Raw genomic sequence first — 14,441 nt, 5'->3', positions numbered from 1 at the left:
GTTTTTTTCCAGGACCGCCATGTCTGAAGCTTTCAAGATCGACCGACTCGACCTGCGCATCCTGGCCCAGCTGCAGCAGAACGGGCGCATGACCAACGTCGACCTGGCCGATGCGGTCGGCCTGTCGCCCAGCCCCTGCCTCATTCGCGTGAAGCGGCTCGAGCAGGCCGGCTACATCGCCGGCTACGGCGCGCACCTGCGGCTCGAAAAGCTCGGCGACACGCTCACCGTGTTTACCGAGGTCACGCTGCAAGACCATCACCGCGAAGACTTCGTGCGCTTCGAGGCCGCGATCCGCGAGGTGGACGAGGTGCTCGAATGCCACCTGGTGAGCGGCGGCTACGACTACCTGCTGCGCTTTCTGACGCGCGGCGTCAACCACTACCAGGAAGTGATCGAGGAACTGCTCGAACGCAACATCGGCATCGCGAAGTACTTCAGCTACATCGTCATCAAGTCGCCGTTCATCAAGACGCACTGCCCGATCGAGCGGCTGTTTCCGCACCAGCGCTGACCGGCGCTTGCCGCGGCGATGTCCGAGCACGCGCGCCGTGCCTCTCGTCCGCGCGAAGGTCGTCGCGTCTCAAGCGCGGTGCTGATAGACCTGGATCAGGTTGCCGCAGGTGTCCGCGAACACGGCCAACCTGACCGGGCCATGATCCGCGGGGTCCTGCGTGAAGCGAACGCCGTGCTCGCGCAGGCGCTTCACGTCGGCTTCCAGGTTGTCGCTCTCGAACGCGATCGCCGGAACCCCCTGGCTCATCAACGCCTGCTGGTATGCGAGCGCCGCGGGGTTGGCATTGGGTTCGAGGGAAAGCTCGGTGTCGCCGCCTTCGGGTGACTTGACGGAAAGCCACTTGTACTTGCCGACCGGGAAGTCCTGGTTTTTCACGAAGCCGAGGATTTGCGTATAGAAGGCCAGGGCCTTGTCCTGGTCGTCAACGAAGATGCTGGTGAGATTGATGCGCATGATGGATGGTTGGCTCTGGGGTGAGGATGCCATCCTGCTTGATCTGTCCCGGCGCGACTTCGCCGAAATTGAGGTCGCGTGCAAAGGCCTGGTTCATGAGCGCGATGCATCCCGGCGGCGGCACGGCCGGCTGGGCGGTGCGGCGGTAGGCCCGCGGAGGCACACCGAAGTGCCTCGTGAACAGGCGGGAGAAACTGCCCAGGCTGTCAAAGCCCAGGCCCAGGCCGATCTGCGTGGCGGGCTCGTCCGTGGAAAGGAGAAGATCCCGCGCGCGCTCCAGGCGGGCGCGGGTTCGGCATTGCAACGGTGTCTGGCCGAACAGGGCGCTGAACTGGGTGATGAAGTGCGAGGTCGACAGGCCGGCTTCTCGCGCCAGGTGCGCCACGCTCGCCGGTGGCTCCAGTTCGAACTGGAGGCGGTTGCGGGCATGACACATTCGTTGCAGCAGATCGGGCGTGATCATGGATACGGGCGGCGTGGCAAGCCGCATTGTCACCGCGCACCGCGAGCTACATCGCCATGACGACGAAGACCTTGCGCAAGGTCTGGTGTACATGCCATTCGCCGGTGGTGTTTGCTGGAAAGAACAGCGTGTCTCCGGCCCGTATCTGAAGCGGGGCGGCGCCGGTCGGCGTGAAGGTGCCCGCGCCCGTCAGGATGTGCATGACCTCGGCATTGGCCAGCTGGCGCTCGAAGCGGCCGGGCTCGCACTCCCAGAGGCCGCTGTTGTTGTCGCCCGCGCCCGCGAGTTCGACGTCGATGCCGCGCAGGCGGCAAGGCGGCTGGGTCAGCGGACGCGCGGGCCAGCCCTGGTCTTTGAGGCCGGGGAGGGTGGCGGACTGGTGCAGAACGACGATGCTCATGGTCAGGCTCGCGCCTCGACGGCATCGGCCAGTTCGGCCAGCGTGCGGAAGTGGTAGTCGGGTTCGGTGCGCTGCGACTCGATGGTGCCGCCGGAACCTTTTTGCGCATGGCGGCGTTCGATCCAGCAGGTGGCGATGCCGAGTTGCTTCGAGATGCCGATGTCGTGATATTGGCTTTGCGCCACGTGCAGGTTGTCGGCCTGCTTGTAGCCCCAGGCGCCTTCGAAGCGGCCGCGCGCGTAGGCGAAGTAGCGCGCATCGGGTTTCTCGCACAAAGCGTCGTCGCAGCTCAGCAGCATGTCGAAAGGCGAGTCGAGCGTCTTGTCGAAATGCGCCAGCGCCCAGTGCTGCGCGTTGGTCATCGTCACCAGCTTGAAGTGCTTGCGCAGCCGCTTCAATGCGTTCACCGAATCCGGGAACGCGGGCCATTGCGCGACCGAGTCGCGAAGGCCTTGTGCCAGCGCATCGGTGTCGGGCAGTTCCAGCGCGGGTGCAATGGCGTGCCAGCAGCGCTCCAGATCGTCGGGATACCAGCCGGCGTTGCCGTCGGCGCGCGCGCTTCGGTAAGCGGCCAGAAATTCGTCGTCGCTCACGCGTGCATCGGGCACTGCCGAGCGGAGGTAGGCGAGCATGCCGCCTTCGAAATCGATCAACGTGCCGACCACGTCGAACGTGAGAACCTTGAAATCTTGCAGGGACATGCGAAAAGCTCCAATCGAGGCAGGGAGTGAAAGCGCGGGCGCCGCAGTGGCGTTAGACCGGGGGCGTGCGCTACCAGCATAGGAGCGTCGATGTCGTGCTCAGGATCGAAGTGAGCCTCTGAATCAGCATGGGATTTCGCAATCGCTCCCGGGCCGGCATCTTCTGTCGCGATCGAGCCCGACGCGTTCTCTTCGCGAGCGCCTGTCTAGAGAAACATTAATTACATCTAGACGCAACCATCCGGGGCAAGGCTGATTTCTCGGCCCACGGCAGCGCAATTTGCGTCCGGCTTCCTTGGCCGTCGGCCGTCCGGCGGGCCCATGCGACTTCGCCCAACTTGCCTCGAATGAGGTAGCCGACGGGGTATGTCACGACTTAATACGTCTGTTTACATTGCTCTTGCGGAGTGAGGTCCAGGTGATTCGAGGCAGCTTTTTCAAATGCCTTTCTGGATGTAGCCGCAAGAACTTAAGCACCAAGGAAAAGGCTGTGAACAAGACTATTCGCACATTTTGGAATGCCGCGCCCGAAGCCCGGGTCGCGGCCCCCCAGCTCTCGCGCCCCGGGGCCCCCGCCCTCACCGACCTGCACCTGCACGCCATCGCCCTGTCGGTGCTGCTGCTGGGCGCCGGCCTGGCCCTGCCCGCGGGCGCTGCGGGAGGCATCGGCGGCCAGCCCGTTGATCCCTCCCTGCACGCCGGCAGCGGCGGCAGCGACGGCCAGGGCGGCAGCGGCGGCCTCAACGACACCACCGTCAACGCCCACGGCGGCGACGGCGGCGCCTCCACCGAAGCCGGCGCCAGCGCCGGATCCGCCGCCGACATCGGTGCCTTCGGCGGCGCCACCCCGGGCACGGGCGGCGCGGCCGGCGCTTCCACCAGCCTCGTCTCCCCCGGCGTGCTGCAAGGCGACGCCGGCGCCGCGGGCCAATCCCAGACCGGCGACTTCACCAGTGGCAACGGCTATGGCGGCGGTGGCGGCGGCGGCCATGCCGGCGACACCATGGCGCCGGCCACCACCAGCGCCTCGGGCAGCGCCACCGGCGGCGCGGGCGGCGCGGGCGGCCACGGCTACTGGGCTGCAGGCGGCGGCGGTGCCGGCGGCTTCGGCGCCACCCTGCTCGATCCGCTGTCCAGCGTCTCCAGCAGCGGCGTCTTCACCGGCGGGGCCGGCGGCGCCGGGGGCGATGCGTATTCACAGGGCGGCGGCGGCGGCAGCGGCGGCGGCGGCTTGTTCCTGCGCGCGGCCACGCCCGGCCTGGGCTTCACGAGCAGCGGCACCCTCGCGGGCGGGGCCGGCGGTGCGGGCGGCTCCGAACTGCTGCCGGCGCGCAGCAACGCCGCGGGCGGCGGCGGCGGTGCGGGCGGGGCCGGCCTCACGCTGGGCGGCAGCACGGTGAGCGTGATCAACAGCGGCCAGATCCTCGGCGGTGCCGGGGGTGCGGGCGGGGCCGGTGGCGGTGGATTGGGCGGTACCGGCGCCCCCGGCAGCGGCGGCGACGGCGGCGACGGCGGGGCCGGGCTGGTCTCCACCGGCGCCGGTGCCACGCTCGTCAACAGCGGCACCATTGCCGGCGGGGCGGGCGGCCTGGGCGGGGCGAACAGCAATGGCGGGGCCGCTGGCGCGTCCGGCGTGGGCGGGGTGGGGGTGAGCGGCGCCAACCTGAGCCTGCTGCACAGCGGCACCATCGCCGGCGGGCTGGGCGGCGACGGCGTCACGCGCGCCGCGGCGATTGTCTTCACGGGCGGCAGCAACAGCCTGACCCTGAACGCGGGCGCCTCGCTGCTCGGGGCGATTGCCATCGAGAGCGGCGCGAGTGCCAGCGTGATCGCCGGCGCCGACGGGCTGAGCCTGGGCAATGCGCTGCAGTTGGGCGGCACGGGCACCTTCGATACCCAGGCCTACAGCCTGGGCTGGTCCGGCCCGGTTTCGGGCGCCGGGGACCTGGTGAAGGTCGGGTCGGGCACGCTGACGCTGAGCGGGACGAACACGTACACGGGCGCCACCCAGGTGGCGGCGGGCAGCTTGCGCGCGGGCGCGGCGGGCACCTTCAGCAGCGCGAGCGCGGTGACGGTAGCCGCGGGGGCGATGCTGGACCTGGCGGGCCACAGCCAGACGATTGCGGCGATGGCGAATGCGGGCACGGTGTCGCTGCTGAGCGGTGCGCCGGGTGCGACGCTGACGGTGCACGGGCCCTGGGTGGGGGCGAACGGCACGCTGCGCCTGGGCACGGCGCTGGGCACGAGCAGCAGCCTGAGCGACCGGCTGATCCTGAGCGGCTGCACGGCGATTGCGAGCGGCACGACGAACATCCAGATCACGAACCTGGGCGGGCTGGGGGCGCTGACCACGGGCAGCGGCATCGAGGTGGTGACGGCCATGAACGGGGCCACGACGACGGCGCAGACCAGCCGCGATGCGTTCCGCCTGGCGGGCGGGCATGTGGATGCGGGGGCCTATGAGTACCGGCTGCATGCGGCCGATGCGAGCGGGGCGGGGGAGAACTGGTATTTGCGCTCCACCACCACCACGACCGTCACCCCTCCGGGCGATGGCGATGGCGGTGGCGGTGGCACCCCGCCCACCGGCGGCGGCGGGGCGGCCGCACCGAGCGGCGAGGGCCTCGCCGCACCCGCGCCCGCATTCGTCGTGACCGTGCCCACCTACCGCGCCGAAGCCTCGCTGTATGCGGCGCTGCCGAGCCAGCTGCGCCAGGGCAACCTCGCGATGCTGGGCGACCTGCACAAGCGCATCGGCGATGAAGATCCGAAGAGCGCCACCACGACATCGACCGGTTCGGAACGCCGCGCCTGGGCGCGCGTGCTCTCCACCGACATCGACATCCGCCAGGGCGGCACCGTCTCGCCCTCCAGCAAGGGCCGCGTGACCGGCTTCCAGGCCGGCACCGACCTGCTGGCCACGCCCGACTGGCGCGCCGGCCTGTACGTCGGCCAGCTCGACGGCGATGCACGCGTCAGCGGCTTCGCCAGCGGCCTGCAGAACCTGCCCGTGGGCCGCAACGACCTGCGCAGCCAGTACTTCGGCGTCTACGGCACCTACACCGGCAACAGCGGCTTCTATGCCGACGCGGTGGTGCAGGCCGGACGCCACCGCTACACCGCGGAGCCCACGCTGGGCGCTGGCGTCGAAGGCAAGGGCCACAGCCTGCTCGCTTCCATCGAAGTCGGGCAGGCCTTTCCGCTGGGCGACAGCGGCTGGAGCGTGGAGCCGCAATTGCAGCTGATCCATCAGAACCTGGACCTGAACAACTCGGCCATCGCCGGGGCCATCGTGCAGCCCGATGCCGACAGCGGCTGGATCGCGCGCGCCGGCGTGCGCGTGAAGGGCGAGCTCGGCACCGGGCTGGGCACGCTGCAGCCGTATGGCCGTTTCAACGTCTACAAGAGCTCGAGCGGCACGGACATCGTGCGCTTCGTCAACGGCGCGAGCCGGACCGACATCGCGGCGCCCACCGGCGGCACGAGCACCGAGCTGGCGGGCGGCTTCACGCTGGCGCTGGGCAACACGACGAGTCTCTACGGCGAAGTGGGCAAGCTGTGGTCTTCGGGCGGCGACGCCAGGGTGAAGAGTGCGATCAATGCATCGCTCGGGGTGCGGGTGAAGTGGTGAGGTGCTGAAGCAGTGAGGTGGGCACTGCGGGCGCGCTGTGCCCGGTCCACCGCGCCAGGCTCCGCAGCCGCCGGAATCCGACGGCGCCAGCACACCGACGCGGTGTCTACCTACAGCGAGCGCAGCATGAAAGAGCGACGTTCGGCATGCGGGCGGGCGGCGGCGCGCCCGCCGCCGAACGTTGACATCCATCGGGGCCTCGCGAATGCCCACCATGAACAAGCTCAAGCATCTACCCCGCCTTTGCAAGGAGGCGGCGGTGGCCTGGGTGGACGACTTCGCGCCCAGCATGGGCGCGGCGATTTCGTACTACACGATGTTTTCACTGGCGCCGTTGCTCGTGATCGTCATCGCGGTGGCGGGCGCACTCTTCGGGACGGAGGCTGTGCAGGGCCAGGTCGCCGCCCAACTGGCGGGACTGATCGGGCAGGAGGGGGCGCTGGCGGTGCAAGCCCTGGTCAAGAGCGCGAACGAGCCGTCGCGCGGACTGATCGCCGGGACCATCAGCATCGGGGTGCTGGTCGTCGGCGCAACCACGGTGTTTGCCGAACTGCAAAGCGCACTCGACCGCATCTGGCATGTGCCCGAACGCGCAAAGCCGAGCGGCGTGTGGGGCATCCTGCGTGCGCGGGTGCTGTCGTTCGGCTTGATTCTCGGGCTCGCCTTCCTGCTGATGGTGTCGCTCATCGTGAGCGCCGTGCTGGCGGCGCTGGGAGGCTGGAGCACCGGGCTCTTTCCCGGGTGGGAGCTTCTGCTGCAGGTTGTCAACGCGCTGGTGACGCTGGGCATTCTCACGCTGCTGTTCGCGATGATCTTCAAGTTCATGCCGAGCACACCCATCGCATGGCCCGACGTGTGGATCGGCGCGGCGGTCACCGCGGTTTTCTTCGAGGTCGGCAAGGTGCTGATCGGTCTCTATCTCGGCAAGAGCAGCGTCAGCGAATCGTTTGCGGCGGCCGGCTCGCTGGTGGTGCTACTGGCCTGGGTGTATTACGCCGCGCAAATCTTTCTGCTGGGCGCGGAGTTCACCAAGGTCTACGCCAATGCCCATGGTTCGGTGGCTGCGGCCAAGGCGCAGGCTGCGACGGACGCCACGGCGCAGCAGGCCAGATTGGGCACCGATAGCGCCGCCGTGCAAGCCGAAACCAGGTGAATTTCACTCGCAACGGGCTGCAGCCGCTAGTTGGCCTGCGTCAGCCCAAGGAAGGAATCGAGTATGTGGAAGTGATCGTCGTGGAACTGGTCTTCCAAGCCGGCCAGCTTCGCAATGGGCACCCACTCGGCGGATGCAGCATCGTCGCCGGCCGTCAGCTCCGGCGGGCGGCGCGGGCCCAGGTCGAACCAGTGCGCATGGGTAATGACGCGGCCCTTCTGGCTGCGGTCTGGGTTGTCGAACACCTGCACCGCCTTGAACGCGCCCTGAATGTCGCTGTCGAGCAGGCGCAAGCCGGTTTCCTCGTCGAGTTCCCGCAGGGCCGACTGCCAGACCGTTTCGCGCGGCTCGAGATAGCCGCCCGGCACAGCAAGCATGCCCTTGCCCGGCGAGCGGCCGCGCCGGATCAGCAGCACCTGGTCGCCGCACTGAACCACCGTGTCGACCGTGACGAAGATGACCGGGTAGGGCGAGCCGGCCCACATGGCCTTGTCTTGGCGCAGGCTCTCCCATTCCTGCGCCAGCACGGCGTAGTGCGGCAGCTTGGCCCAGGCGCTCAAGAACTGAAGCGTGCTCGCCGGCGCCTGGTTCACCAAGGCGGCCAAGGCTGCCTCCAGCGACCCATCGGCTGCCGCTCCGAAGTACGCGTCGCGCAATGCGCTGGCGTGAATGTCGCCCTGCAACCCGGTGTCGTCGAGCGTCCATTGCGGAAAGTCGCGCAGGTACACGCTGGTCGCGTCCTTCAGATGGCCCACCAGCAGGACTGACGGTTGACCGGGATACATCCCGGCCACGCCCTGCTTCACGGCGGCCACCCAGCGCGCCGGGTCGTAGTAGTCCCGCACGGGCAGGAACTTCAGGCGCCCCCGGTCCGCTTGCGGAAGGGCGAGGCGGATCATTTCTGCGCGCTCTTCCCATGTGAAAGGGTTGCGCGGGGTGCGGGCCTGAAAAGACGAGCCCAACACGACGACGCACTCGGGTGCCGCGGTCAGCGCGCGCCGAAGCAGCGCCAGCTGCGCGTTGTGGAAGATCTGGAACCGGCCGATGTAGACGGCGACGTCGTGTGCTTTGGTTTGGGGTTGGTTTGTCATTGGGTTCTCAGGACAGTTTGGCTGCAATCGGCATCTGGCGGCCGGAGCCGAAGGCTCGCGCCCTGACCCGGACGATGGGCGGCGATTGCCGCCGCTTGTACTCGTTGCGCGCGACCATGCCGCGGATGCGTTCGACCAGAGCCTGGCCGGAAGGCTGCGCCCGCAGCGCGTCGACGAATGCGCGCGCTTCTTCGTACTCGTGCTGCACGAGTCGCGGTCCTTCGATCAGCAGCTTGAGGATCTGGTCGAGCACGGGATAGGGTGGCAGGCTGTCGACATCTCTTTGCCCCGGCGCCAGTTCGGCCGAGGGCTCCTTATCGATGATGGCCTGGGGAATGATCTCCCGGCCGGCCGTTTCGTTCAAGTGCCGCGAGAGGGCGAAGACCTCGGTCTTGTAGAGATCGCCGATCAGGCCCAAGCCGCCGTTGGTGTCACCATAGAGCGTGCAGTAGCCAACCGAGATCTCGGACTTGTTGCCCGTGGTCAGCAGCAGGTGGCCGAAGCTGTTGGAGTAGGCCATGAGAATGGTGCCCCGCACGCGCGCTTGAAGATTCTCCAACGCGACGCCGCGCAGCTCGCTGGAGAATGCCGATCCGAAACCTTGCGTGAACTGCGACACGATGCCCGCAATGGCGTGGTGCATCAGCGGCACGCCGAGGTTGCGGCAAAGGGCTTCGGAGTCGCTGACCGACCCCTCCGAGGAGAAGCTCGACGGCATGGTGATGCCCACCACGTTCTCGGCGCCCAGTGCTTCCACCGCGAGCGCCAGGGTCAGCGCCGAGTCGATGCCGCCGGACGAGCCGATGACAGCCTGCCGGAAACCACAGCGCCGTGCATAGTCGCGCAGGCCCAGCACGATCTGCTGCCGATAGAACTCCAGGGCCGGCAAGCCCTCCGGCGCAACGGGCGGCGGAGCCTTGCCGGCCGGTGTCAAGAAGCGGCCCTTGTCGAAACACAGTGTGCTCACGTCTTCCGCGAAGCGACGAGCCTCGTACACCACACCGGCCTGCGGCTCGACGGCAAACGACGCGCCGTCGTACACCAACTGGTCATGGCCCCCGACCTGGTTGACGTAGAGAATCGGCAGCCCATTCCGGCGGCTGGCCGTGCCGAAGATCTGGTGCCGTTGCTCGCGCTTGCCGATGTTCGACGGACTCGCGTTGATGGACACCACCAGATCGGGCGCCGCATCGCGCATGCGGTCGAACGGATTCACGAGGTAGTCCTGGCCCCCGTCGTTCCAGCCGTCCTCGCAGATCAACAATCCCACCTGAATGTCGCGAATGCGAAGCACGCGGGCCACGTCGGGCCCAGGTTCGAAGTGGCGGCGCTCATCGAAGATGTTGTAGGTCGGCAATAGCTGCTTGGCGTATTCGAGCAGCACCTCGCCTCCGCGGATGACGCGCAGCACGTTGCGAAGCTTCTTGCCTGCGCCTTCGTGCCGCGCCGGCAACCCCACGGCCCAGTGCAGCGCCGGCATCTGGCGGGAGACCGAGAGCAGCTCCTGGAAGGCGGCCTCTACGCGGGCCATGAAGTCTTCTTCCTCCAGCAGGTCGGCCGGGTAGTAGGCCGTGAGCGACATCTCGGAAAACACGACCAGGTCGGCCTCGTCGGCCGAGGCCTTGCGTGCAGCCTCGATCATCCGCGCAGCATTGCCGTGCAGGTCACCGATGGTGTAGTTGAGTTGGGCGGCAGTGATTCGGAGCATGGCGCTCAACCTTCGATGTGAAAGACCTGACGCAGATAGGCCAGGAAGGTCTGGTCTTCGCACAGCGTCTTGCCGGGGCTGTCGGACAGCTTTGCGACCGGTTGTCCGTTGCAGCCGGTGAGCTTCATCACGATGTTCAGCGGCGTGAGGCCGACGTCGTTGGTCAGGTTGGTGCCGATGCCAAAGCCGGTCTGGGTGCGATCGGCGAAGGTGCGGTACAGCCGGATGGCGGTCTGCAGGTCGAGCCCGTCGGAGAACACCAGGCGCTTGGTGTGCGCATCGATGCGCAGCCGGGTGTAGTGCGCCAGCGCCTTTTCGCCCCAGGCGACAGGGTCTCCCGAGTCGTGCCGGAGGCCGTCGAACAGCTTGGCGAAGTACAGGTCGAAGTCGGCCAGGAAGGCGTCCATGCCAACCACGTCGGTCAGCGCCACGCCGAGGTCGCCGCGGTACTCCTGCACCCAGCCTTCGAGCGCCGCGTTCTGGAAATCGCGCAGCCGCACGCCCAGCGCCTGGTAGGTCTGCAGGTATTCGTGGGCCATGGTGCCGATGGGCACCAGGTCCAGCTCCTTCGCCAGCAGCACGTTGGAGGTGCCCTTGAAGTACATGGGCACTTCGCGCTTGAGCGTGCCGACCACCTCGCGCTGCCAGTCGCGCGAAAAGCGGCGGCGTACGCCGAAGTCGAAGAACTCGAACGGATGCCGGGCCGCCGACTCCTTCGCGAAGTTGCGCAGCAGGTCGATCTTGGCCTGCAGGCGCTTGCGGCCCTCGGCCAACGCGGCGTCCGCGTCGAAGCGGCGGAAATACAGCTCATTGACCATCGCGAGCACGAAGATCTCGAAAGCCATGGTGTGGACTTGCGGCCCGACCGCCCGGATGCGCAGCGCATCGCCTTCGACCGCGGCCGAGATGAACTCGCGCTGAAAGCTGAAGATGCGCAGGAAGTCGACGAAGTCGCTCTTGATGTAGCGCAGGCTGCCCAGGTAGGCGAGCTCATCGGGCGCAAAGCGCAGCGTGCAGAGGTGGTCGAGCTGCTGGTTGACGTCCGAAAGCAGCTCGGCGAGCGGATAGGCTGGCTGGTTGCGGCAGACGAAGGTGTACTCGGCCTGCGTCTGCGGATGGCTGTGCAGCATCGCCTGCCACATCGTGAACTTGTACAGGTCGGTGTCCAGCAGGCTGCGGATGATGGGTTGCATGGTATGGGTCCTTCGCCGTTTTCTCGGTCGGGTGTTGGGTCAGGTGTTGGCGGCCAGCAGGGAAAGTACTTCGGCACTGGTGAGAAGCTGGGCGCCGCGGTTCCCCATGTCTTGCAAGAACGCCTGGTGCTGCGCCTCGAAGCCGCCTACCGGGCTCATGCAGTCGGTAACCAGCACCAGCTTGGCGGGCTTGCCGGAGGGCAGGTTGGCGGCAATGTGCTCGGTGGTGGCCTTCACGCAATGGCTGCTGGCTTCGCCCGCGATCACGATCAGGTCGGCCCGGTCGAGCGACTCCACCAACCGCATGTTGAGCAGGGTGGCGGGGTCGTCCGCATCCGGCACTTCGGCCTGAATCGCGCTGTAGTGCTCGGTCCAGGGGTTGCTGCCCTTGCCGACCTTTTCCACCACGCGCAGTTGCTGGTCCTCCCAGGCGTTGTAGGCGGCCTTGACGGCCGCATGCACGTTATGGCCCCAGCTGCCGATCTCGCAATGCACCGGCCACACCATCAGCGTGTAGCGCCCCCGGCGCTCGAGCTCGTGGATGTAGGCCAGCGCCCGGGGCAGGGCAGCAGGGTCGCGCGGGCGGTAGTCGCCGGCATTGACCTGCGCCGCGGTGATCGAAGTGAAAGGCGGCACACCGGTGCCGTCGCGCGTCTGCCAGAACGTAGGGTGCGCGATGTCGAACCTGTGGTGCGAATCCAATGTGACCGTGATGCCGCCGATGCCTTGCGCGCCTTCGCGGATGAGCTGGGCCAACCGCAGCATGTCAGCGTGGGCACCGGCCACCGGCAATGCCGGCTGCAATTGCGCGCCGGTGGATCGATCAGCCGGAAGCCAGCCGGCCGGAAGGTCGCAGAAGTCGTTCTGCGGATCGATCAGAAGAAGATGGATGTTCTGCTTCATGGTGCTCTCGGTGAGAGTTGTATTGTGCAACTAATATGGGTTGCATAGTACAACTTAGTCTAGAAAAGTCAAGCGCCGGGCTCCGCAGAGTCGCGCGGGCTGAACGTGCGGGGGAACAGGGCGGCCTGGGACCGGTCGCGCAGGCGGTAGCCCATGGCCGGCCGGCCGAAGGTGCCTTCGACGGTGCCGGCTTCTTCCATGAAACCGGCGTCGAGCATCCGCTTGCGAAAGGCGCTCTTGTCGACCGGGCGGCCCAGTACCACCTCGTAGGTGTGCTGCAACTGCGGCAGCGTGAAGGGTTCGTTCAGGAGAAACGCGGGCAGCGAGGTGTATTCGACCTTGCTGCGCAGGCGTGCGAGGGCAGCTTCGACGATCTCGGCGTGATCGAAAGCCAGGCGCTTGCGGCTCGCTGCGGCGGCATCTATCCATTCGACTTGCGCGGCATTCGCTCCTTTTTCGAGCACGAGATCCTGGCTGGGCATGAGCGCGAAGAACGCATGGGTGGTCGACCAGCCCCGGGGGTCGCGCGCGGCATCGCCCCAGCTGCCCAATTGCTCCAGGTACGGTGCGGACACACCGGTTTTTTCCCGCAGCTTGCGCAAGGCGCAGCCGAGCAGGCTGGTGTCCTTGTTGACATCGATGAACCCTCCGGGCAAAGCCCAACGTCCCGGAAAGGGATCGTCGGCATCGCTCGGGCGGCGCACCAGAACGACCTTCAGCGCGTCTTCCAGCACGGTGAAGATGACCACGTCGACGGTGACCAGTGGCCTGGGAAATTTCAACTCGGCTTGTGCGTGGGATGGTTTCAAGACTTGGCATCCTTTTTCAATATGGTTGCACTGTACAACTCCAAAGGAGGAAATAGAACTAACGACAAGGAACAGGAAGCCGGGAGCGACTCTGGAGAAGATCGGCGGCGGGCAAGCTTCTCGGGCCATGCCGTCCCGGCCGGTTAATCTGTCGCCATGGATTCCCTGATTGCCGCCTCCGCCCGCGCCCTTGCCGCTGGCGATGCGCTCGGCGCCCTCAAGCGGGTCGCGCTGCGCGACGACCCGCCGGCCCTGGCACTGCGCGGCATCGCCATGGCGCAGCTGGGCGAGCACCCGCGCGCACGCGAGCTGCTGCGGCGCGCGGCGCGCGGCTTCGGCGCTTACGAAGAACTGGCGCGGGCCCGCTGCGTGGTGGCCGAGGCCGAGGTGGCGCTGGCCATGCGCGATCTCGGCGGCACGCCGCGCGCTCTTGCGGCTGCGGCGGACACGCTCGAGGCGCACGCCGATCACGGCAACGCACTGCAGGCGCGGCTGATCGCGGCGCGCAAGCTCTTGCTGCTCGGCCGGCTCGACGAGGCCGCGGCCGCGCTGGCGCTGCTCGATGCGCGCGGCCTGCCGCCGTCGCTGGCGGCGGTGGCGGAGCTGATCGCGGCCGAGCTGGCGCTGCGCTCGCTGCGCACCGGCCCGGCGCAGGCGGCGCTTGCCCGGGCGCACGAGGCGGCCGAGCGTGCGCGCGTGCCGGCGCTCCTGGCCGAGGTGGCGGAGGCGCGCGCTGCGCTCGACCGTCCCGCCGCAAGGCGCCTCTCAGCCGGCGCCGAGCAGACGCTGCGCCTCGACGAGGTCGCGGCGCTTCTGGCCTCGGACGCGCTGGTGGTCGATGCCTGCCGCCGCGGGGTGGGCGCGGGCGACGCATGGCGGCCGCTGGCGCGCCGCCCGGTGCTGTTCGCGCTGGCGCGTGCGCTGGCCGAGGCGTGGCCCGGCGACGTTGATCGCGAAAGCCTGATTGCCTACGCGTTCAACACCCGCCACCCTGATGAGACGCTTCGCGCGCGCCTGCGGGTCGAGATCGGCCGTCTGCGGGCGCTCGTCGCACCGCTGGCGGGTATCGAGGCCACCGCGCGCGGTTTCGTTCTCAAGGCGCAGGGCGACCGCGAGGTCGTCGTGCTGGCGCCGCCCATCGACGGTGACCAGGCGTCGGTGCTGGCGCTGCTTTCCGACGGGGCGGCCTGGTCGACCTCGGCGCTGGCGCTGGCCCTGAACGCCAGCCAACGCACCGTGCAGCGCGCGCTCGCCGAACTCGAGGCCGAGGAGCGGGTGCGCTCGCTCGGGCGGGCGCGGGCGCAGCGCTGGCTTGCGCCGCCGCTGACCGGATTCACGACGATCTTGTTACTCCCCGCTGCGCTGCCGATTGAATAGAGTTGCTCCAAGGCCCCGATCCGGGGTGCACACAAGGAGCAG

General features: G+C 68.0%; 13 protein-coding genes. 4 read left to right on the top strand and 9 right to left on the bottom strand.

The window, feature by feature from the left end:
- Positions 1 to 19: 19 nt before the first annotated feature.
- Positions 20 to 514, top strand: a complete 495-nt coding sequence (locus tag QFZ42_RS14370) for an Lrp/AsnC family transcriptional regulator (protein WP_307701599.1) — start codon at positions 20 to 22, stop codon at positions 512 to 514.
- Positions 515 to 583: 69 nt separating this feature from the next.
- Here QFZ42_RS14370 and QFZ42_RS14365 read toward each other — a convergent pair whose 3' ends face one another.
- The 4 genes from QFZ42_RS14365 to QFZ42_RS14350 are packed head-to-tail and all read right to left on the bottom strand — an operon-like array spanning position 584 to position 2,534.
- The gene (locus tag QFZ42_RS14365) at positions 584 to 970 is read right to left on the bottom strand and encodes a VOC family protein (RefSeq protein ID WP_307701598.1); all 387 of its coding nucleotides are present in this window, start codon (positions 968 to 970) and stop codon (positions 584 to 586) included.
- A complete protein-coding gene (locus QFZ42_RS14360) occupies positions 939 to 1,433 on the bottom strand; it encodes a helix-turn-helix domain-containing protein (protein ID WP_307701597.1) in 495 nt (164 codons plus the stop codon). Before QFZ42_RS14360 ends, QFZ42_RS14365 begins: the two co-directional genes overlap by 32 nt.
- Before the next feature lie 46 nt (positions 1,434 to 1,479).
- Positions 1,480 to 1,833 (bottom strand): cupin domain-containing protein, encoded by a 354-nt coding sequence (locus QFZ42_RS14355; protein WP_307701596.1) that lies wholly within the window; start codon positions 1,831 to 1,833, stop codon positions 1,480 to 1,482.
- A 2-nt stretch (positions 1,834 to 1,835) separates the two neighbouring features.
- Entirely contained in the window at positions 1,836 to 2,534 is a 699-nt protein-coding gene (locus QFZ42_RS14350) for an HAD-IA family hydrolase (RefSeq protein ID WP_307701595.1), read from the bottom strand.
- 490 nt (positions 2,535 to 3,024) lie between these two features.
- Here QFZ42_RS14350 and QFZ42_RS14345 point away from each other — a divergent pair, with 490 nt between their 5' ends.
- On the top strand, positions 3,025 to 6,165 hold the full coding sequence (locus QFZ42_RS14345; RefSeq protein WP_307701594.1) for an autotransporter family protein: 3,141 nt from the start codon (positions 3,025 to 3,027) through the stop codon (positions 6,163 to 6,165).
- A 214-nt stretch (positions 6,166 to 6,379) separates the two neighbouring features.
- A complete protein-coding gene (locus tag QFZ42_RS14340; RefSeq protein WP_307701593.1) occupies positions 6,380 to 7,318 on the top strand; it encodes a YihY/virulence factor BrkB family protein in 939 nt (312 codons plus the stop codon).
- Positions 7,319 to 7,344: 26 nt separating this feature from the next.
- Here QFZ42_RS14340 and QFZ42_RS14335 read toward each other — a convergent pair whose 3' ends face one another.
- From QFZ42_RS14335 to QFZ42_RS14315, 5 genes are all read right to left on the bottom strand, one after another.
- The gene (locus tag QFZ42_RS14335) at positions 7,345 to 8,409 is read right to left on the bottom strand and encodes a bifunctional nicotinamide-nucleotide adenylyltransferase/Nudix hydroxylase (protein ID WP_307701592.1); all 1,065 of its coding nucleotides are present in this window, start codon (positions 8,407 to 8,409) and stop codon (positions 7,345 to 7,347) included.
- Positions 8,410 to 8,416: 7 nt separating this feature from the next.
- Positions 8,417 to 10,117: an NAD+ synthase gene (locus tag QFZ42_RS14330; protein WP_307701591.1), complete on the bottom strand. Its 1,701-nt coding sequence runs from the start codon at positions 10,115 to 10,117 to the stop codon at positions 8,417 to 8,419.
- 5 nt (positions 10,118 to 10,122) lie between these two features.
- Entirely contained in the window at positions 10,123 to 11,310 is a 1,188-nt protein-coding gene (pncB, locus tag QFZ42_RS14325) for a nicotinate phosphoribosyltransferase (RefSeq protein ID WP_307701590.1), read from the bottom strand.
- 39 nt (positions 11,311 to 11,349) lie between these two features.
- Positions 11,350 to 12,213, bottom strand: coding sequence for a cysteine hydrolase (locus QFZ42_RS14320; protein WP_307701589.1), 864 nt, complete (start codon positions 12,211 to 12,213; stop codon positions 11,350 to 11,352).
- 68 nt (positions 12,214 to 12,281) lie between these two features.
- Entirely contained in the window at positions 12,282 to 13,022 is a 741-nt protein-coding gene (locus tag QFZ42_RS14315; protein WP_307701588.1) for an NUDIX hydrolase, read from the bottom strand.
- A gap of 156 nt (positions 13,023 to 13,178) precedes the next feature.
- On the opposite strand from QFZ42_RS14315, the gene QFZ42_RS14310 reads away from it, so the two are divergent.
- Positions 13,179 to 14,399, top strand: a complete 1,221-nt coding sequence (locus QFZ42_RS14310; protein WP_307701587.1) for a helix-turn-helix domain-containing protein — start codon at positions 13,179 to 13,181, stop codon at positions 14,397 to 14,399.
- Positions 14,400 to 14,441 lie beyond the last annotated feature (42 nt).

The organism is Variovorax paradoxus (genome assembly GCF_030815855.1).
Lineage (GTDB): Bacteria > Pseudomonadota > Gammaproteobacteria > Burkholderiales > Burkholderiaceae_C > Variovorax > Variovorax paradoxus_M.
Note: the sequence above shows the minus strand (reverse complement) of the source record. Positions and strands in the feature narration are given on the sequence as shown.

What these genes read in the sequence shown, in the direction of transcription:
- QFZ42_RS14310 (WP_307701587.1), top strand. Translation starts at nt 13,179, where the DNA reads ATGGATTCCCTGATTGCCGCCTCCGCCCGCGCCCTTGCCGCTGGCGAT.
- QFZ42_RS14340 (WP_307701593.1), top strand. Translation starts at nt 6,380, where the DNA reads ATGAACAAGCTCAAGCATCTACCCCGCCTTTGCAAGGAGGCGGCGGTG.
- QFZ42_RS14370 (WP_307701599.1), top strand. Translation starts at nt 20, where the DNA reads ATGTCTGAAGCTTTCAAGATCGACCGACTCGACCTGCGCATCCTGGCC.
- pncB (WP_307701590.1), bottom strand. Translation starts at nt 11,310, where the DNA reads ATGCAACCCATCATCCGCAGCCTGCTGGACACCGACCTGTACAAGTTC.
- QFZ42_RS14320 (WP_307701589.1), bottom strand. Translation starts at nt 12,213, where the DNA reads ATGAAGCAGAACATCCATCTTCTTCTGATCGATCCGCAGAACGACTTC.
- QFZ42_RS14360 (WP_307701597.1), bottom strand. Translation starts at nt 1,433, where the DNA reads ATGATCACGCCCGATCTGCTGCAACGAATGTGTCATGCCCGCAACCGC.
- QFZ42_RS14330 (WP_307701591.1), bottom strand. Translation starts at nt 10,117, where the DNA reads ATGCTCCGAATCACTGCCGCCCAACTCAACTACACCATCGGTGACCTG.
- QFZ42_RS14350 (WP_307701595.1), bottom strand. Translation starts at nt 2,534, where the DNA reads ATGTCCCTGCAAGATTTCAAGGTTCTCACGTTCGACGTGGTCGGCACG.
- QFZ42_RS14335 (WP_307701592.1), bottom strand. Translation starts at nt 8,409, where the DNA reads ATGACAAACCAACCCCAAACCAAAGCACACGACGTCGCCGTCTACATC.
- QFZ42_RS14365 (WP_307701598.1), bottom strand. Translation starts at nt 970, where the DNA reads ATGCGCATCAATCTCACCAGCATCTTCGTTGACGACCAGGACAAGGCC.
- QFZ42_RS14355 (WP_307701596.1), bottom strand. Translation starts at nt 1,833, where the DNA reads ATGAGCATCGTCGTTCTGCACCAGTCCGCCACCCTCCCCGGCCTCAAA.